This window comes from Streptomyces sp. Je 1-79, from assembly GCF_025195125.1.
GTDB lineage: Bacteria > Actinomycetota > Actinomycetes > Streptomycetales > Streptomycetaceae > Streptomyces.
Window position 1 is genome coordinate 674,788 of sequence record NZ_JAMGSL010000001.1, and the last position, 18,481, is coordinate 693,268.

At 69.9% G+C, this 18,481-nt stretch carries 16 protein-coding genes and 3 pseudogenes; 14 read left to right on the forward strand and 5 right to left on the reverse strand.

Features of this window, described 5'->3' with window-relative positions:
- The first annotated feature begins 6 nt into the window (after positions 1-6).
- From M5362_RS02875 to M5362_RS02885, 3 genes and pseudogenes are all read left to right on the forward strand, one after another.
- Positions 7-609, forward strand: a complete 603-nt coding sequence (locus tag M5362_RS02875; protein ID WP_260225651.1) for a CGNR zinc finger domain-containing protein — start codon at positions 7-9, stop codon at positions 607-609.
- A 5-nt stretch (positions 610-614) separates the two neighbouring features.
- Positions 615-999, forward strand: a pseudogene (locus M5362_RS02880) (SRPBCC domain-containing protein).
- Positions 1,000-2,062: 1,063 nt separating this feature from the next.
- Entirely contained in the window at positions 2,063-2,389 is a 327-nt protein-coding gene (locus tag M5362_RS02885) for a hypothetical protein (RefSeq protein ID WP_260225652.1), read from the forward strand.
- Positions 2,390-2,494: 105 nt separating this feature from the next.
- On the opposite strand, the gene M5362_RS02890 is transcribed toward M5362_RS02885, so the two are convergent.
- On the reverse strand, positions 2,495-2,785 hold the full coding sequence (locus tag M5362_RS02890) for a cupin domain-containing protein (RefSeq protein WP_260225653.1): 291 nt from the start codon (positions 2,783-2,785) through the stop codon (positions 2,495-2,497).
- 994 nt (positions 2,786-3,779) lie between these two features.
- On the opposite strand from M5362_RS02890, the gene M5362_RS02895 reads away from it, so the two are divergent.
- On the forward strand, positions 3,780-4,145 hold the full coding sequence (locus tag M5362_RS02895) for a hypothetical protein (protein WP_260225654.1): 366 nt from the start codon (positions 3,780-3,782) through the stop codon (positions 4,143-4,145).
- Between the two features lie 53 nt (positions 4,146-4,198).
- Positions 4,199-5,206, forward strand: coding sequence for a hypothetical protein (locus M5362_RS02900; protein WP_260225655.1), 1,008 nt, complete (start codon positions 4,199-4,201; stop codon positions 5,204-5,206).
- A gap of 735 nt (positions 5,207-5,941) precedes the next feature.
- On the opposite strand, the gene M5362_RS02905 is transcribed toward M5362_RS02900, so the two are convergent.
- Entirely contained in the window at positions 5,942-6,280 is a 339-nt protein-coding gene (locus M5362_RS02905; protein ID WP_260225656.1) for a co-chaperone YbbN, read from the reverse strand.
- A 733-nt stretch (positions 6,281-7,013) separates the two neighbouring features.
- Between M5362_RS02905 and M5362_RS02910 the strand changes: the two genes are divergently transcribed.
- The 4 genes from M5362_RS02910 to M5362_RS02925 all read left to right on the forward strand — a co-directional run bounded on the left by M5362_RS02910 (position 7,014) and on the right by M5362_RS02925 (position 11,589).
- On the forward strand, positions 7,014-7,214 hold the full coding sequence (locus M5362_RS02910) for a hypothetical protein (protein WP_260225657.1): 201 nt from the start codon (positions 7,014-7,016) through the stop codon (positions 7,212-7,214).
- A 309-nt stretch (positions 7,215-7,523) separates the two neighbouring features.
- Positions 7,524-9,905, forward strand: coding sequence for a hypothetical protein (locus M5362_RS02915; RefSeq protein ID WP_260225658.1), 2,382 nt, complete (start codon positions 7,524-7,526; stop codon positions 9,903-9,905).
- 44 nt (positions 9,906-9,949) lie between these two features.
- On the forward strand, positions 9,950-10,528 hold the full coding sequence (locus M5362_RS02920) for a hypothetical protein (protein WP_260225659.1): 579 nt from the start codon (positions 9,950-9,952) through the stop codon (positions 10,526-10,528).
- Positions 10,528-11,589, forward strand: coding sequence for a hypothetical protein (locus M5362_RS02925; RefSeq protein ID WP_260225660.1), 1,062 nt, complete (start codon positions 10,528-10,530; stop codon positions 11,587-11,589). The genes M5362_RS02920 and M5362_RS02925 overlap by 1 nt, the downstream gene beginning before the upstream one ends.
- Here M5362_RS02925 and M5362_RS02930 read toward each other — a convergent pair.
- Complete coding sequence (locus M5362_RS02930; protein WP_260225661.1) at positions 11,586-12,113, reverse strand: GNAT family N-acetyltransferase; 528 nt, start codon at positions 12,111-12,113, stop codon at positions 11,586-11,588. The genes M5362_RS02925 and M5362_RS02930 overlap by 4 nt on opposite strands.
- A 720-nt stretch (positions 12,114-12,833) precedes the next feature.
- On the opposite strand from M5362_RS02930, the gene M5362_RS02935 reads away from it, so the two are divergent.
- The 4 genes from M5362_RS02935 (at position 12,834) to M5362_RS02950 (ending at position 16,946) form a co-directional block, all read left to right on the forward strand.
- The gene (locus M5362_RS02935; RefSeq protein WP_260225662.1) at positions 12,834-13,478 is read left to right on the forward strand and encodes a dihydrofolate reductase family protein; all 645 of its coding nucleotides are present in this window, start codon (positions 12,834-12,836) and stop codon (positions 13,476-13,478) included.
- 412 nt (positions 13,479-13,890) lie between these two features.
- Positions 13,891-14,478: a TetR/AcrR family transcriptional regulator gene (locus tag M5362_RS02940; RefSeq protein ID WP_260225663.1), complete on the forward strand. Its 588-nt coding sequence runs from the start codon at positions 13,891-13,893 to the stop codon at positions 14,476-14,478.
- Positions 14,475-14,855, forward strand: coding sequence for a hypothetical protein (locus tag M5362_RS02945; protein ID WP_260225664.1), 381 nt, complete (start codon positions 14,475-14,477; stop codon positions 14,853-14,855). The genes M5362_RS02940 and M5362_RS02945 overlap by 4 nt, the downstream gene beginning before the upstream one ends.
- A 1,125-nt stretch (positions 14,856-15,980) precedes the next feature.
- Positions 15,981-16,946 carry a DUF2599 domain-containing protein gene (locus M5362_RS02950; RefSeq protein WP_260225665.1) on the forward strand — a complete coding sequence of 322 codons (966 nt, stop codon included), beginning with the start codon at positions 15,981-15,983 and terminating at the stop codon, positions 16,944-16,946.
- Positions 16,947-17,075: 129 nt separating this feature from the next.
- On the opposite strand, the pseudogene M5362_RS02955 reads toward M5362_RS02950, so the two are convergent.
- A pseudogene (locus M5362_RS02955) lies at positions 17,076-17,318 on the reverse strand (transposase family protein); the annotation flags it as partial.
- Positions 17,319-17,792: 474 nt separating this feature from the next.
- On the opposite strand from M5362_RS02955, the gene M5362_RS33255 reads away from it, so the two are divergent.
- Positions 17,793-17,954: a hypothetical protein gene (locus tag M5362_RS33255; protein WP_374214397.1), complete on the forward strand. Its 162-nt coding sequence runs from the start codon at positions 17,793-17,795 to the stop codon at positions 17,952-17,954.
- On the opposite strand, the pseudogene M5362_RS02960 reads toward M5362_RS33255, so the two are convergent.
- Positions 17,882-18,481, reverse strand: a pseudogene (locus tag M5362_RS02960) (cytochrome P450); the annotation flags it as partial. The gene M5362_RS33255 and the pseudogene M5362_RS02960 sit on opposite strands and share 73 nt — an antisense overlap.

The window sequence follows — 18,481 nt, forward strand, 5'->3', positions numbered from 1 at the left end:
GGTTACATGGACTCTTCCGCAACCACGGGGCTGACGCTGCACTCCCGTACCGGCGTCGCCTACCGGTTCGACCCCGGCGCGCTGTGCCTGGAGCTGCTGACCACCGGCGGCCCCGGCCCCTACAGCCGGTACGAGGTCCTGCACGAGCCCGCCGACCTGGCTGCCTGGGCAGAGCGCTCGCGGCTGACGCCGACGCCCGTGCTGGAGATCTCCGAAGCAGAGGTGGCCGACATGCGGGGCCTGCGCGACGCGCTGTTCCGGGTGGTCATCGCCCACACGCGCAGCGAGCCTCACCCGTCCCGCGACCTGGAGACCGTCAATGAGGCGGCCGCCCGCCCGGCCCTGGCCCCCGCCATCACGCCGACCGGGCAGCGGCAGTGGGCCGGATCCCCCAGCGGTACGCATCTGGCGGCCACCGTCGCCCGGGATGCCGTCGAGCTGTTGACCGGCCCCTTCGTGCACCGGATCCGTACCTGCGCCGCCGAGGACTGCCACCTGATTTACGTCGACACCTCACGGCCCGGCAGCCGCCGCTGGTGCTCCATGGAGCACTGCGGCAACCGCCACAAGGTCAGGGCACTGCGCGCCCGTCACACCGAGGAAGGATGACCACCATGTCCACAGGACTCACCAAGGACGCCGGCTGGCAGATCGGCGTGACCCATCCCGCAGCCAACGTCTGGGACTTTCATCAGCAGCCCTGAAGGGCTCGACCTCTGGCTCGGCCCAGGCGCGCTCCTCACCCCGGAACGAGGCGCCCCCTACCGGACGACCGAAGGCATGACGGGCGAGGTGCGCGGCTACCGCCCCGGAGCCTGCATCCGCGTCGCCCACGGCACCACCACGGTTCAGGTCGCCCTGGCCCCCGCCGCCGACGGGGCCCGGACGATGCTCCGCTTCCACCAGGAGCACCTGGCAAGCGCCGAAGAGCGCGAACGGCAACGGGCGCACTGGCAGCGCGTCATGGACCAGGTCGCTACCGCCCTCGACGGACAGTGACGACGGCGCGCGACACCTGACTGGAGGCTGCCTGCCGGCTCCGGTGTTCGCCGCAAAACGGGCGGCGTCGGGGCTGGAGCCACAGCCCTCTGCAAGAGGCTTCAGCCCAGTTGTCGACGTGGCCTTCCGGCGACTGATAGTACGACCAGGTCGGCGGAGAGGGGCGGCGACGGTGGCCACTGAGAGAACCACGCGCGGGACGTAGCCCATGCTGTCCTGGAAGTACAGGGCGCCCGATGCCTCCAAAGCCAGACCGACGCTGCCCGTCGCGATCAGCCATCGGCCAGCCGGGTTCCGCACGAAGAGCAGCAGCAAGCCGATGGCGAGAATGGCCGTCTGGACGCCGAACAGTGTCAGCTGCGCCGATCGAGAGTCGCTTTAGGCCCCACCGACAGCGATGGCCTGGCCGGTCGCGAACGGGATGCTCAGAATCGTGAGACGGCATACCAGCGCCGTCAAAACAATCGATGTGCGGGCCGAAGGCCGCAAGGGCGGCAGGACCGGGGTGGCGTCTGCCCACGCTGCAGCTGACCGGCACCAACGGCTAGTCGGGGCGCGTACGGCCATGGCCACGGCACCGACCGCCGCAGCGGCCAATGATGGACCGACAACGTAGGCGAACAGGTGGGAGGACGGGGCCCCCTCTCCCCCCGACCCATACCTCCCCCATGCCGCCCTCGCCGAGCTGTCGCACCAGCCGGTAACGGCCACCGAGAAGCTCATTACGCACAGCCTCTCTCCCCACATGTGCCACTGCTTCCCCCCTCACACCGACGCACCGACCCGCCGGAATCATGTCGCAGCCGCCCAAGCAGCACACGCGATAGGCGACATCGCAGAAGGCCGACGGTCAACGGGCAGGATCGGTACTTCACGGAAGCCCTCGACACCCCTATGGCGGAGCTTGTGCCTGAAACAAGGCATGTGTGGTTTCGCTTCTGTACGCCCCAAGATCACCTCGATGCGCCGAGACGACCTCCTGGGTGGGCCGACGCCTCGGGAGCATGCTGCTCGCTGGGTGGTCGGCCGCCGGCCGACGTCCGCACAGAAGAGAGAGCCCCACATGCGCATTCGTCACACCATGGCCGCTGCGGCCGGTGCACTCCTGCTCGTCCTTACCCTCCCCGGCTCAGCATCCGCCGCCGACGGCGAATTCGCCTACAAGTACGGGTCGGGCTCGGCAGGCAGGATGCTCGACCCCGAGACCAGTAACTGCACCAACATCCCGGAAGCCACCGAAGCCTCGCCGGCCTACGCCCCGCAGAACGCGACCAACGGCATCGCCACCTTCTTCGCAGCAGCCGACTGCGAGGGCGACGCGTATGTGCAGATGGACCCTGGCGCGACGCTTGGCGACGACGTCAAGGGTCTCTCGGTGCACTTCCGCTGACTCATCTCCTACGCCCCGGTGCGAGCGGTGCGGTGTTCGTGCCGGGGCTGTGGGCTGGCCTCTGGCGGAGATAAGACCAGTAAGGCTTCGTCGCCTGGGGTGCGGCTAGTTGTTCTTCATCTCGATCTCGACAAAGGCCAGTGGCGTGGTGCCGGCGTTGACGACTTCGTGTTCGCCGCCGGCCGGGCGGGCGTAGGACTGCCCCGCCCGCAGCTGCGAGGAGGTGACGGTGCCGTCGGGGGTGATGACGTCGGTGAGGCCGTCGGTGACGGGGACGACGACGTAGTCGTATTCGTGCACGTGGCGGCCTGTGCTCTGGCCGGGCTCGAAGTCCCAGCGGGTGACCCGCACCCGTTCATCCTCGTGCTGCACGCTTGCGCGGGCCGTCGTCGTCATGGCCGGTCTCCTTGTTGTCGTTGCGGCACCGGTGGCGCGGACGGGCGAGACATTTTCTGCCCTTTCGCTTGAACGTCCAGGTCGCCGCCGATGGCATTGCAGCTCTCCTCGCCGGTCGTGGCGAGCCGTTGGATGATCTCCAGTCGCACCGGATCGGCCAGCGCACCCGGCACCCTCCACCAGCCGAATTGCCTCGGTCGCCGGCTGGGACACCTCGCGCATCGCTCCCCTCCGTCCGTGCCAGGACCGAAGCTTATCCACTCGTTGATCCATGGATAAACGTCCATGGATTGCTTGCGGTGCGCCGATCACCTACCTACACGGGCACTCCGAAAGGCGGAACGGTCCGTGTTAAAGCGCGACTCCTTCCCCTGGCCCTGGCGACATTCGCCGTCGGCATCGACGGCTACGACATCGCGGGCTTGCTCCCCTCCATCCGCCACCGGGCCGCCGGCCGACCGACCGTGCAGTGCCCCCCCCAGGCGGCCGGTCCCGCCGTGGGAGCGGGGCCGGGAGATCGCCGCCGGCCGCCTGGTCGACATCACGACTCCGCTCATGCTCTCACCCGACTCCCTCGCCCTCGCCTCTCTCGCCCTCGCACTGACCCCGCTGGCGACACGTGCCCCCGCGCCTGCCCCTGGTCTGGTCGGCCCGGAGTACTCCAAGGCCTGACTGGCCCCTTCCCATGGTGTCCACGAGGGTCGTCACCCGCTCCCTCGGAGGGCACGGACGGCTTGACCGTGCTCCCAACTCGCCCTGAACAACAAGGCTTCCGCCGATCCTGAGGCGACGTCAGGCCCTCAGCCGGTGGGCGTGCTCCCGGCGGTGATCTTCCGAGCGGTGGTGAGTACGCTCAGCGCGACGTTTTCGATCAACACGTGAGGAAGTCTTCGCGATGAAGCGAGCTTTGAAGATGTTCGGCATAGCGGCTGCGGTGGCGGGGGCCGGTGTATTCACTGCTGGGCCGGCGGCTGCGGCGGGAACGTGGCAGACCGTGTCCACCAACTCGAACTGGGACTGCGACGACTACGTGCCCCACAGACTTTCGAACAACATCAAGTTCAAGACGTGCGTGGTGCGCAACGCGAACAACGATGCGCAAGGGGTGCTGGTGGTGCAGAACAGCGGCACCAAGGTGGCCAACATCCGCGGCGAGGTCTCGGTGTACGGGTACACGCCCGGCGGCGTTCTCCGCCAGTCCTACGGCACCTGTAGGTTCGAGGACCTCCTGCCAGGACAGACGCGGGGCTGCTTCGGCTACACCGTGGACAGCACCGTCCACCTGGAGGTGGACACCGCTCTGTGGATGAACGGGTCTGACTCGAACGTGCACCTGTCCCAGGGCCGTCACGACGGCTAGGGCGTGTGTCGAAAGCCCTGGGCAGGCCGGGCGGCGCGTGCCAGCATGACGCCGTGACGCAGATCAGCAAGGGGGAGAACCTGCCGGCCCCCGGACAGTCAGGGCAGGCCGGACCGGTCCCGCTGGAGATCCCGCAGGGAGCCGTCGGCAAGTCGTCGGGCACGGGGTCGGACACGGGTTCGGGGTCGAGTCCGGCCCCGGGGCCGGACGCCGGTGCGGGACCGGGTTCGGGCACGGCTACGGGTACGCACCGGAGTGCGGGATCCGCCTCGGACGGCGCGTCGGCCGGGTCCGGGTCCGGCACGCAGGGGGAGGACCGCGCGCGGCCCCCGCGCCGGATCGACCTCGCGGACGGAGGACGGTGGGCGGGGCTGATCGCCCCCTCGCCCGCCCCGTCCGCCGGGACGGCCGCGGCCGCCGGGATCCTCGGCGGGGAGTTCGAGGACATCGTGTACGTCGGCAGGGGCGACGCCAAGTTCGCCATGGAGGAGGCGCCTCCGCCCGGTTACGTCCTGGTCGACGTCGCCCGGACGGGCTCGGGCATCTTCTGGATGGACTCCCTCGACTGGAACGGCAGGGAGGCCGTCCACCTCGGCAGAAGCTTCCCGCCCGACCGGTTCGACCGGAGGGTGATGTGGTGCGACAACCTGTACCCCCTGCGCTTCCGCGTCCGGTGCGACAGCCGGGACGAGTGGGTGGTCGTGATCCGGCCCCTCAGCGCGGTGCGCGCGCTCGGCGAGGGGGCCAACGGGCGGGGCTCCGACGTCCTGCTCCACACCGGGCCCGCGGGCGAACTGGTCTCCCGGATGGTCTCGGAGGACGGGGGCGGGTGGCTGCGCGTCGAGGGCCACAAGCCGCGTCGCCCCGGCGCCCCCGCCCGGTACCCGGACACGCTGGCGAGCGAGACGGGCCGGCGCCCGAAGGACGCACGGGTGCTCCCCGAGGGGCCCCTGGTCCTGGCGATCGTCGAAGGGGACGGCGACTGGTCGCTCGAAGTCCGGCCCGCTCGCCCCGCGGAGGAGAAGAAGCCCGGCCTCTGGAACCGTCTGCTCGGGCGCTAGGCGTATTGATCACGAGCGTTGTTGACACTTGTTGGTCTTGATCATGGCGACGATCTCCGGTGTGGTGGAGGTGTCGAGGCTTCGCCGCCCGTAGGACTCGGTGGTCCTGTCGTAGCGGGTTGCGAAACCGCGTCATTTCTTGGAGCGGTTGAAGCACCGTTCCGCGATGTTGCGCTGTTGTAGACGTCCCGGTCGAAGGCCGGCGGCCGGCCACCACGGCTGCCGCGCCTGAGGTTGTTGCGGACCTGACGGCCCGTTCGGGGATGGTGTGGGCGACTCCTCGCCGACGGAGCCAGGTGCGGATCGCCTTCGAGCCGTAACCCTTGTCGCCCACGACGTGGGCGGGGCGATCCCCAGGCCGGAGGGGTCCGCTGCGGGGGCTCGTATCGCCTCCATCGCGGCGGTGAACTGGGTGCAGTCGTGATGTTCCCGCCGGTTGCGACGAATTCGAATGGGCGGCCCAGAGCGCCATAGCGCCATCTGGGGCCCGGGCCGCAGCGGCCGGCACGCTGGCGCGGCCACCGGCCAGGCGGCCGGGTCCACCTAAGGGTCGCCAGCGCGCCGTCCACCAGAAGCGCCCTTGCTTGTGCCCTGCCTCTCTTTCCGGCTTGCTGGTCAGCCGGTGGGGGAGGCGGCTTCCCTCACGCGGCACCATTCACGCGGACGTCGTCCAAGGTGGTTTGGAACGTGCGACGTTCGGCGCTGCTGTACTGCTCCCTGCGCCGCGGCACCCACTCAGAGGTGGCTGTCCAGGAGCTCACGTAGCTCGGCGGTGGTCGTGGGTCCGGTGCCGTGCGCCACCACCTCTCCCTCCTTCAGCAGGATGAAGGACGGTGCTCCAGTGATCTTGTATCGCTCGGTTGCGGCCGGGCAGCGCGTCATGTCGGTACGGACGGCTGTCAGGCGCCCCGTGTACTCGTCGGTGATGCCGCTCATGACCAGGTCCATCGCCCGGCAGGGCTCGATTGCCTTGGGCCATGTCCCGGTGAAGTATGCGAGGACCGGGACTCCACTCATCTTGAGGATGAAATCGAACTCCGCGTCCTCGCGGGGTTGGTGAACCCGCTTCGCCATGGAAGCTCCTGACCTCGTGTTCCGTCTTTGCCTCCCCATCATCCCCCGCGCGGTGCGCTAGGCGTCGGTCTGGCGGCACTGGCCGTCCTCGTCGCGTCCCTGGGGGAGTGCGGGCTCCCTGGGAGAGGAGCCACCGTTGCGAACGGATACGCTGCGACGCGCCAGTCGCCGTCGTCCAGCAGCCGCGGATACTGGACGCCGGCTTCGCCGGATTCGGAAACCGGGTTCGGATCCGGCGGCAACGGCCGGGGCGAGCTGCTCAAAGCCACTGCACACCGGCCAGTCGGGTGGGCGCTGGCGAAGGCCGTCGTCATTCGTCTGTGCAATGACCGCGGCCCCGCACCTCATGCATGGATTCGGTGACGCTGGTGGCTTTGATCGGTGTTGCCGGTACGGCGCTTGCCTCCGTTGCCGAAGCCTTCGGCGCGGGACGAACAGCAAGCATCAGCGCGCGCCCAGTCCTCCCTTGAGGACCGGAAGTCGAGGCGGGCTGTGAGGGCAGCAGCCTCCCGTGCGGTCCGAACGTCTGAGCATTCGCTGACACAGAGGGGGGCACGCCATCGGCGGCGCTGATGCGGCCATGGCGCTACGGCCACCGCCACCTGCACCCGTAACCAGCCCCTAGGATCTGCGCTGCTTCCCAGGCGAGGCATTCGAGGTAGGCCAGGCTTCGACCGGAACAAGCTGCGGAAGGGATTGCGTGGGCGGCAGGGTGCTGACCAGGAACGCAGCCATGACCGAACAAGAAGCAAGCGAGCTCTTCGACCAGATCGACACTGATGCCGAAGGCATGATCACGCTCGGGGAGTGGCTGGGGCGCCCCCACGCCGATCAGGGGCCGAACAGCCCCGTCGGCAACTTCATGAGCGCCGACACCGACCGGAGCAGGGCCATCAGCCGGGAGGAGTTCCTGCGGCACAACCTCCGGCCGTAGCTGAGCGGGCGGCCGTCGCGATCGGTCGCGGTCGAGGTGGCGAAGGTGGGCTTGCCCTCCCCGCCAGAGCCAGCCTTGCCCTCCCCGCCAGGGCCGGGCTTGCCCTCCCGGCCAGGGGCCAACCGCGGCCGGCAGGGTGCCCGGTACGCCGCGGGCCGACTCCCGACGGGCAACAGGCGGCGTCATACCCACCATCACCGCCGAGCTGCCTCCCGAACGGCCTGCGGTGCACCGTCTTGCCGAGGGCCCGAGCTACCTGCCGCCCACCCGCCATCCCGCCGCTGTACATGCCGTTGGCATAATCCGGCCATGTCGAGTTCTCCGCCCTCCGCGTCGATCCAGTACGAGCCCACCACTGGCATGCTCATGATTCCGGGCGATCCCGCGAAGGACTTCGCGCCGGGGTTCGCGGTGTTCGACGACTCGGTCCCGGCCCTTCGGAGCTTCGTCCTCGGCCGGCTGCGGACACCCGGCCCCCGAGTGCCGCCGCCCGCCCGGTCGGACTGCGACGCCGTCGTCCCGGTGACGCTGAACCTCGTGCCCCGGCCCGACAACGACTACGACGCCCGCGCGATATCCGTGGCCGCACCGCCCACGCACGGTGGTTCGGTCCTCGACCGGCACATGGGCTACATGTACGGCAGCGGGCTTTACATCACGAGCGAGAGCATCCGCAGGCTCACCGACCTGACGGGGAAGCCGGTGGGCTGCCACGGCTGGATCGAGCTCAACCGGCTCGACCCCGACAGCTACTACTACGAGGAGAGGGACGAAGAGGGGGACGAGGGCTGGGCGGCCGACCACCAGGTCCCCTTCTCCTGGGCGGAGCAGAAGGAACTCGGCCATCACATCGGACGCGTACGGATCCTGCTGCCGGCCCGGGAGACCGTGCGCGCACTCGTCGATCGGCACCTGCGGGAGCGGGAGCGGGAGCGGCGTGCGAGCGGCGCGCCGGCCGCCCTGGCAGTCACGGCCGCCCTGGCAGTCACGGCGCCCCCGGCAGTCACGGCGGCCCCGACGGCCCCGGCAGTCACGGCGACCCACCCCGCCCCGCGACCGGAAACCGCGCAGGCGCCGTCGCTCGTGGAGCGCCAGCTGCGGCGCGCCCTGGCGGAACGGTTCGCCGTCCTGATGAGGAGAGGCCTCGGCCGCCGTGCCGCCGAGGGCGCTTGGGGCAGGGAAACCGACCGGGACCGGGCGCGGCTGCGCAGAGACGCCGAGTCGCTGCCGCACCTCGCGGCCTGGGAGGCGTTCCGCGCCCGCCCGCACGGGTTCACGGGCCTGCGTGCCATCACCCGGTCGGTGTTCCACCACACCCGGGTCCTGGTTCTGGACGGGTCCGGGGTCGAAGTGGGGCAGTACCACCTGCCCGACGGTCCGCTGACGCTCGTGGACGAACGGGTGCGCGCCGACGCCCTCGTGGCGCTTCAGGTGCACGGGATGGAAGTGGACGCGCCAGAGCACGTGGCGGGACTCGACGGGTTCCCCGACGCCTCGGTCGTCGTCCGGGACAGCATCTGGTCGATCCGGCTGGTGCGGGAGGGCGTCCCGCTGACGAGTCTCCCCGAGGCGGGATGGTTCGACGCCGACTCGGGCACCCTCACCGTCTACGCCCGCCCCCACGCCGAGCCGCTGACGGTGCTGCTGCGCCGGCACGGCGTGCGGCCCCTCCTCGTCACGTACGCCACGCCGCGCGAGGAGGTCGAGGGGCACAACTCCCGGGCATTCTCAGTCCGTTCGGAGATCAGCCCGTTCTACGGTTCGAGCCAGGTCGCGGCCGGCCCGCAGCGGCTGCTGCCCGAGCGGTACCGCACGTGGCTGGGGGCCAAGCCGGCGGTGCCGGTCGAGCCCGCCGAAGCGGAGCCGGGCAGCCTGCTGTCGCCCCTCGTCGACGACGCCACGGACAACCCGTACTACCGGCGCGCCCTGGAAGGGCTGTTCGGTGCCCCCGTCGACCCGGACCGCCGCGGGCCCTGCCGGCTGTGCGGGCGCTCCGCCCAGTCCGCCAGCCCCGGCCTCTTCTACTGCCACCGCTGCTGCGGTCTGGCACTCGGCGGGGTCCTCCGGGACAACGGGGCGGACGGCGAGTGGACCGAAGCGATCACGTACGGCCTGCGGCGGCTCGCCGAGATCGAGTTCTCCGGGCCGCCGTCCCTCTCGCAGCTGGGCCGGGTCTCGGTGCCGTACACCGACGCCGAGCTGGTGGACGAGGCCCTGCTCTGCCGGTTCCTGCTGCCCCGCCCCGGGTCGACGCTCCTGAGCACCCGTCCGGCGCGCAGGGCCCGCACCTGGACGGAGTGGCTCCAGCTGGCCGGGGTGCTCGGCGACGGTGTGCGCACGGCGATGGGTACGGTCACCACGGCGACGGACGGCCACCTGTGCCGGTCGCTCTTCGAGCGGCACATCGACGACTTCCTGCACCACCGGGGCATCGTGCACGAACCGGAGCCGCACTACCCGCACCATCCGGAGCTCAACACCACGGGCCTTCGTGCGGATTGGCGGCTGGCCGACGGCACGTTCGTCGAGGCGCTGGGCCTGATGGAGCGCGAGGCGTACGCGGCGAAGGTGGAGCGGAAGCGGGAGCTGGCCGCCCTGTCCGGGCTGCGGCTCGTCACCGTAACGGCCGCCGAACTGGACCGCCTCGCCGAGATCTTCGCCGACTGGCTCCCGGCGGCCCCACTGGCATGACAGACGCCGCCCCTGCCACCCCGTTCGTGGCTGATACTGCCTGTATGGGGGATCACGACACCATCCGGGTGCGTCTCCGCGCCGCTCTGTGTGCCGACGACCCGTGGACCGCGCTGTACGCGCTGCACACCGACCGGCCCGGCCGCCTCGCCGAGGTGGTCGAGGAGCTGTATCGATCGGAAGCCGACAGGGCGGCCCTCCGCCCGCACCTCAGCTGGTACCTGCGGAGCCTCGGCGAGCCCGGCGACGCGGTGCTGCTCCGATTGTGCGCTGAGCCTGCGTTCGCCGCCGACGACCGCCGGGACCTGCTGAGGGCCACCGTGGAGCGCGGGCTGCGGCTCCCCGCCGAGCTGCTGCGCAGGTACGGCGGAGACCCCGGCGCCCGGTGGGGAAATGCTCACGCCGGCTTCCCCGCACCTGAACTCGTCGATGCCATGGGGCTCTGCGGCGACCCGTCCTTCGTGCCGCGCCTCGGCGCTCTCCTCGAGGACGACGCAGCCCGCGGCCGCGCCGCGCTCGCGCTGAGCCGCCTCGGTGCCCGCGAGTGGACGGCACCGATCGCCGGGCGGCTCTCCGAGGTGACCGGGCTCGACCACACCGCGTCGCCGTCGCCCTGGAGCTGATGGGCGACCCCGCCGCCGTACCGCACCTGCTTCTTTGGCTGGCCGAGAGCGGCGAGGAGCGCGTCTACGACGTGCACCACGCGCTCGAACGGCTCACCGGATGCGACCCCCTCCTGCCGGAGCGGGCGAGCGGGGCGGTGTACGCGGCGGCCGTGCGCGCCGCCTGGGCCGACGGCCGCACCGAGCGCACGCCCGCGATGGTGCGGGACCTCGTCGTAGAGTCCGGCGCGCTGGCCCGGTTCTCCGTCGACGGCGGCGCGGGCCGGATCAGGGTCGCCTTCGACCCGCCGTCCCCCGGCTCCTCCTGGCCGCGCTGGAACCGGTCCCTGACATTCGACGGGCAGCCGCTGTACCGGCTCGGCTCGTTCTGCGACACGTGCGAGCTGGGCGTGACGTTGTTGGACTGGCCGGCCGACGAGGCGACCCGGATCGCGGCCGGTATGCGCGGGCGGCTGGCCGCCCTGGACCGGCTCGACGCCGCGCTGCTCGCCGAATGGAGCCCCGTGCTCGGCGAGTTGGAGACCGGTCACTACCGTGCCCTCCTGCTCGACCTCCCGCTGGAGCGGGTGGTCGAGCCGGCCCAGTCGTGGTGGTACCGCCGTGCGGCCGCCCGCGTGGAGGGGGACGGCGAGGACTCCGAATACGACGAGGACCGTCCCGAGGACTACTGGCCCGGCGTCGCGCACTTCCAGCTCACCGCGCCCGTTCCGGGCGGCCGGGTGCCGTGCACGTACGGCGCCATCCTGCCCTCGCAGCCGCCGGAGGCGCTCGACCCGTCGACCGTCGCCCGCCACGCGGCCGCCATAGCGGCGGGGGAGCGGCCCGCCGCTGTGGTCCTGGGCTGGATCGACGACCGGTATGTGGAGGCGGGGCACTGGGAGCGGTGGCTGGTCGGTGCGGTACTGGACGGTCATCACCGGCTCGCCGCGTACGCGGCGATGGGGTTACCTGTTCCCACAGGCCCTGAGGCACAAGATCATCCGGTACCCGTACAACTCTGCCGCCACCCCACGCCAACTGCCAGGCCTGACAAGCGAACGCATCCTGGAATGATCAGCTAGTCGCTGAGGAGGCGCTCCCACAGCAGCCCGTCCCGCCAAAGCCCGTCGAGAAAGATCGAGGAGTGTGCGACGCCGTACGGACTGAACCCGTTTCGTCGCAGCACCCGCTGCGACGGCAGATTCTCCAGATTGGTGGACGCCTCGGCGCGGTGCAACCCGAGTTCGTCCGTCATCACCCGGAGTACAAGTCCGACGGCGTTCCCCGCGTGGCCTTGATTCTGGGCGACGCTGGCGATCCAGTATCCGACGGAGCCGCGGCGCAGGTGCGGCTGCGGCAGGATGCCTCCGACGGTGACCTGCCCGATCACCTGGTCGTCGGCGAGCACCACACCTGGCCAGACCGTGCCGGCCTTGTATCCGGCCAGCAGGCCGTCGATCCGCTCCGCCTGGCCCTCCGGGGTGAAGAAGTCAGCCGACTGGGCCGGTTCCCACGGTCGGAAGGCCTCGAAGTCCCGCACTCGATGCGCAGCGATCGGAGCGGCGTCGCTGGGCTCGATCAGACGGATCCTGGTGCTGCTCCCCATAAGCTGATCCTCGTCGCAGTGCGTCAGATGAGGCGGCCAGCCTATGCGAGGTGGTCCGTGCCGGCCGCACTCTACGCCTGCTGGCCGTCGAGCGGTCCTTCTGGAGCTCCGCAGAGGGAGAAGTGATGGGAGATAGCGCCTCCTGCTAATGCACCGACAGGACGCCCCCCGTCGGGGAGTTCACGTCTTCACTGGCCTGACCGGGAACGACCTCTGCTGCGCCCCAGCGATGCCGCATTAGGCCGAAGAGCCGCCGACCGTCCCGGCCCCTCGCCCGCCACGGGAGGAAGAGGATGTTGTGTCTGTGGTCGTAGATGTCCAGGACCGCGCAACCACGTCTGGGACGTCAACCCCGATGAGGCCACCCTTCGCTACGACCGTGGCCGCGCCATCGACACACCACCGCAAAGCCGACGGCCGAGCGATCCTTCTGATCGGCTTGGCCATGGCGGACAGTAGGGTCGGCCGACCGAAATGAACCGCATGCGCTGGCCGGCCTGAGCTGACCGGCGCTCGTGTGGCCATGCGGCGACGACGACGTGTGACCGAAGTGGAGTGGCTTCGTTCACTTCAAGCGGCAGTGTCTACGCATCGGTTCGGGCGTCAGGTGACGTTTGAAGCCTCAAGGTTCTCGGGGTCTGTGACCGGTCACGGGCGCAGCGATGAGTTTTCCAGGCCCGGCAAGTCTCACCATCGTTGTCGACAACACAGGAGGAGCACGTGGCTCAGCTGCTGAGAGTCCAGAACTTCAACGTCTCGAGTGACGGGATCGGTGCCGGTGAGGACCAGACCCTTGAGAGGCCGTTCGGCCATGTCGATCCCGAGAGGCTGTTCTCCTGGGCCGGCGCCACGGCAAGCTGGCCCATGCGCACCGACCCCGGGGGCAGCCGGGGCCTGGACGACTACTTCACGCGGGACTACGCCCGCAACATCGGCGCCGAGATCATGGGCCGGAACAAGTTCGGACCTCAGCGCGGGCCCTGGCGCAACCATGAGTGGCAGGGCTGGTGGGGGGACGAGCCCCCGTTCCGCACCCCGGTATTCGTCCTGACCCACCACAAGCGTCCTTCGCTCACGCTCTCCGACACCACGTTCCACTTCGTCGAAGGCGACCCTGCCACGGTCCTCGAGCAGGCGCGGGAGGCGGCGCAGGGTAAGGACGTCCGCCTCGGCGGCGGGGCTACCACCATCCGGCAGTTCCTCGACGCCAACCTCGTCGACACCATGCATGTGGCGGTCTCGCCGGTGAAGCTCGGCTCCGGAGTACGCCTCTGGGATTCCCCAGATGAACTGCTCGACCGGTTCCACCTGGAGGTCGTTCCCAGCCCGAGCGGGGTGACGCACCACCTGTTCTGGCGAAAGTAGCCGGTCACCTCAGGGCAGCCCCGGCCGGCCGTCTTGGCTCCCGGGGCTGCAGCCGAGGGGTGCTGAGAGCCCACAGCGCTGGCGTGATCCGATACGGAACAGAAGAGGCACGAACGTGCGCTTCCGCGTATAGCCAGGAACGGCTTCGGCATCGACGTCGCGTACCACCTGACCGGGAATCAAGCCCTGTCGCCTGACGCGACAGGGCCCGTCAGCAGCAACGGGCCAGCCGGCCACGCCTGCTGCCGTGTGTCTCGTCGCCCCGGCGCGAGGGGCGGGGTGACGCGCTGTAGGGGCGCACCTTGACCTCACCGCTGGTGGACCTCAGGCCTCGAGGAGCGCCGCCGACTCCGGTCCTGAAGGGCAGGCCAGCCTGTTGATTACCATACGGGTCGTCCCGTAAGGTAAATACATGAGTTCCTCTCCGCCCTCCAGAGGGCGTCCCAGGGATCCCCGATCGCACGAGGCGATCATCGGCGCGACGGCGGAGCTGATGGTCGAGGTCGGCTACGCCGCTACATCGATCGGGGCAGTGGCCGCGCGGGCCGGTGTAGGCAAGGACACGATCTACCGGCGGTGGCCGGGCAAGCCGGAGCTGGTCTTCGAGGCCGTCTTCACGACCACCGACGATGTTCCGCCCCCGGACACCGGAACGCTGGTCGGGGACCTGACCATCCTGCTGCAGGGTCTGGTCGACGAGTTTCGCGCGCCTGCCGCCGCGGCGGCGCTCCCCGGGCTGCTCGCCGACTTCGCCGCCGATCCGGAGCTGAAGGCGCGCATCCGCGGCGACTTCCTGGCCCCGTCGAAGGAGCGTCTGCTGGTCGTCTTCGAACGCGCCGTGCTGCGCGGGGAGATCGCGGCCGAAACGCCTGTGGACCTGGTCCTGGACACGCTGGCAGGATCCGTGTTCTTCCACGTCGGGCTGGTCGGGGAGCACCCTGACCCGCACCTGGCCGCATTGCTGGCCGCTGTCGTGGCCAAAGGAATCGAGGTCCGGTGAACGGCTGGCTTCTCGCGGCAGGGATCACCGCTCTCGGCGTGGCCGCGGTGCACATCGTCGGCGGGCACCGCGACGTGGTCCGGCCGCTGCTGTCCTGCGGGCTCGCGGACGAACCCAAGCGTGTCCTGCACGCCGTGTGGCACATGGTGAGCGTCGACTTGGCGCTCTCTGGACTGGCTCTGCTCTACCTCTCCCTGACGGACGGTACGTCGGGTACTGGCCTGGTGGCATGGTTCGTGGCCGCGCACTTCATCGCGTACGCGGCAGCCTTTCTGGTCGTCACGCTGTCCGTCGGCTGGCCCAGACCGCTACTGCGCATGCCGCAGTGGATTCTGCTCCTTCCAGTCGCGGTGCTGGCAGCGGCGGGCGCCGCGTAGCCGCACGCCCGGAAAGCTTCCGCGACCCCCGCTGTCCGCCACGGAGGCCGCGGCCTCGAAGCCGTCGCCCAGTCCAGTCGACCCAGTCCAGTCGACCAGTCCGTGGGACGCACCGGGAGCGGGGAGCGGAGAGCGGGGAGGGCCGGACGAATCTGGTCGGACCCATTCCGGAACGCCGCTGACCTTCACGTTCGTGGGACAGCGTCGTCGGGGAGTCCCGCGATAATCACCGCAACGGCCTCTGCCGCACCGTTCAGCTCCCGCAGTCGGCCGTCGGCGAATCGCACCCGGAAGCGGCCGTCGCCGATCGGCATGGCCCGGGCATCCGGCGTGCGCGCGGCAGACTCGCGCAGCCGGCGCCACCGCGCCGCCACTGCCCGCGCCACCGCCTCGCCACGCTCATGAGCCTCGGCGAGCTCCCAGGTCTCCAGGAAGGGCCACTGTGTAACGAGTGCCCGGTCCCTGGAAGCCTGCAGCCACGAGTGCAACGCTCTGACAACCACTGACAGATCCGGAGTGCTGCCGGAAGCCAAACGGACACCGCCGATCCAGCAGCTGACGATGAAGCAGCGCTCGCTGAGGCCATCAGGACGTTCGCCCCATGACCGTCGGCTTCCACCTTCGCCGCCACACAGCGCCAGCCCGGTGAGGACGTCAGCTCGACCGTCAGCCCGTGGCCGGCATATCGGCCATCTCCTGCAGGGCGTTCCGCAGGGAACCCGCCCGGACTACCTCGGGGTAGAGCGTCACGTACTCGTGCATGGGATCGTTCGGCGCTGCGTCGCCGTCAAGCCGTTCGGAGATGCCATCGAGCCTGCCAGGCCGGCGCACCGCCATCACGGCTGTCGGCGCCTGCCTCCCTGGAGCATGCGGTGTCGCCGCAACCCGAGCCCACGCGCCCCACAGCGCGCAGCCGCGGAGGTCCCTCCGTGAGGTGGCCGACGATTTGGTGAAGGACAAGTGCGGGTTCTCAACTAGCCCGGGACTGCGCCTTAGAGTGGGCGACTCACTACCGGATCTGTGTGCGTAGCCGCGCACACGGCAGAGACAGGGGGAAGCGTCTTGACGGCAAGGACTCGGCCATTACCGCGAAAGCGAAGGGGTGCCCTGGCCAAGGCGCTGGGTGTGGCGCTCGCCGCGGTGGCGTCGCTGATGACGACAGCCGGACCGGCTGCGGCCGACGACATCTGTGGGCGCCACGTCGGTGGGGCCATCCTCGGCAAGTACATCGAGCTGGGCCGCGAAGGCGGGCCGCTCCGCTGCCCGACCACGGACGAGCTCCCGACACCGGACGGCCAGGGCGCGTACCAGCACTTCGCCGGCGGCTCCATCTACTGGACCGCCTCGACGGGTGCGCACCCGGTGTGGGGGGCGATCCGCGACAGCTGGGCGGGCCAGGGGTGGGAGAGGGGCAAGCTCGGCTACCCCGTCAGCGACGAGCTGACCAACCCTGACGGGCAGGGCAAGCGGCAACAGTTCCAGGGCGGTACCTACTACTGGCACCCTACGAAGACGAACGGGGCGCACGCGGTAGGCGGCCGGATCGGCGAGCTGTGGGGGCAGTGGGGGTATGAGAGAGGCGCCTTCGGCTACCCGGTGACGGACGAGTACAACGCCGTGAAAGTCGGAGGCAACCTCTCCGAGAACACGGGCGTGCGCCAGCGCTTTGAGAACGACCGGTTCCTCCTGTGGAGCCCCGGCCAGCCCAGCGCTTTCGAGACCTGCCACAACGAGTGCGTCGGCTATCTCGGTCTGACCAACGAGCCGTGGGTGGTCCAGACCGAGGTGTACATGAGCTTGACCAGCGACAAGCGTTCCGTCCACGTCACGCCGACCGACGCCGCGTTCGAGGACGCGGACGACGACCTGCAGGAGAACTGGCGGCAGGTGTGGGCGAACACCCCCTCCCTCCGGAACACCAACCAGAGGGAGATCAACTCCGTATCCAAGCAGCTTTACTGTCACGCCGCGTTCGCCTTCCCCAAGCCCGGGGGCGGGCACTTCGGCGGCCCGACATGGGACCTGGAAGCCTGGCGCGCGGACATCCCCTGGGACTCCGCGGAGGCTCTGCGAACCCAGTGCAACTGGTAGGACCCAGCACCGAGGGGAGTCCCGCCGACAGCACGCCGGCGGGACTCCCTTCTCGCGGCCAGTGACTCGAGGACCGGTTGCCTGACGGCAGCCACGTGGACCCGGACACAGGGAAAGCTGCTCTGGCCGAGCGCTTGCCGCCCAGTGACCGACGACGGCCGTGACGTAGGCGTGGGCGGTCCCGACGGATATGCCGAAGCCGGCGGCGATCTGCGTGAGCGTGTCGTGCTGGCGAAGGTAGACCAGGCCGACGAGGGCGCGCTGGTGGGGCGGGAGCTTGCAGCGTCGGTCACCCTCACGGGTGACGATGAGCATCGATACCCACTCGACCAGAGCATGAGGCAGGTCGAGTGCGTCAGGACCGGGCACCAACGAGGCTCCTCTGCTGTTGAGTTGAGACGTCGAGCATCCCTCTCAACGGCACCGGAGCCTCGTGAGTTGCGGAACGCTGGCCCGTCACCCGATCAGTGGCCACTCTGAAAGAGCTCACTGACCGAGTCAGAGTCGAGTGGTGAGCGATTCGGCGAACTTCGCCAGCGGGAGCAGGCGTCCGGAGGAATCGGTCCGGAAATACCGCTCCGGATCCCCGGCCAGCGTCTCGATCGTCCGGGCAGGCAGAGCGCGCAGTCTCACTGCCAGCCCGGTATCCGCGGCGCCCACGAAAAGGGCGGAGTCGAGGGCCAGATCGGCTGGTGCCGCCGCGACCACCTGGTCCCCGTCCCCGACGTCGACGCGCTCGCTGAGCTCAACGCAAGGATCGACCGGTGGGACCAAGAGGACGACGCCCGCCGAATCCGGTCCCGTCCCCGCACCATTCGCGAGTACTTCGCGGCCGAGCAGCCGCTGCTGGCGCCCTGCCGAAGGGCCGTTCGAGACTGGCCGGCTCTCCACCCGCGGGTCGACCGCTACAGCCAGATCTGCCTCCGGACGAACCGCTACTCGGTCCCCGTCCGGCTGATCGGACGGACCGTCCGTGTCATCCACGAGGCGAAGGGCCCGCGATCCTGATCGGGAACGCCGAGCAGGTCGCCGACGACGGTGAGAGGCAAGGGCGCTGCCAGGCCGGCGACCAGGTCGGCCGCACCGCGTGACTTCACGCGATCGATGAGGCCTCGGGCGAGCAGTTCGCAGGTGTGCCGCACTGTGCTGCCGAGGTTCTCGACCCGTCGTGGGGTGAATTCCTTCGATACCAGCCTGCGGAGGCGAAGGTGGTCCTGGGCGTCGATGTTGAGGAGCTTGGCGTCCAGCGCGGGTGGCAGGGAGAAACCCTTGTATCCCGAACCGGCATGGTCCTTGTTCACCGAGAGCACGGGGTTCGCCAGACCTGCACGCCCCTCGGCCTCGGTGGTGACGAGCCAGACCGGGGAACCATCGGGGAGAGCCACCTGGTGCACGGCGCCCATGGCGCGCAGGCGTGCATAGGTGGGACGGATCGTGGTGGTAGGCGTTGTCGACGGCGGCTTAATCCTGACCCAGTTTGGGCGGTCGAATCGTGACCCACCGGGTCGGTGGTTGGTGGTGTTCAGTCGGTGGTG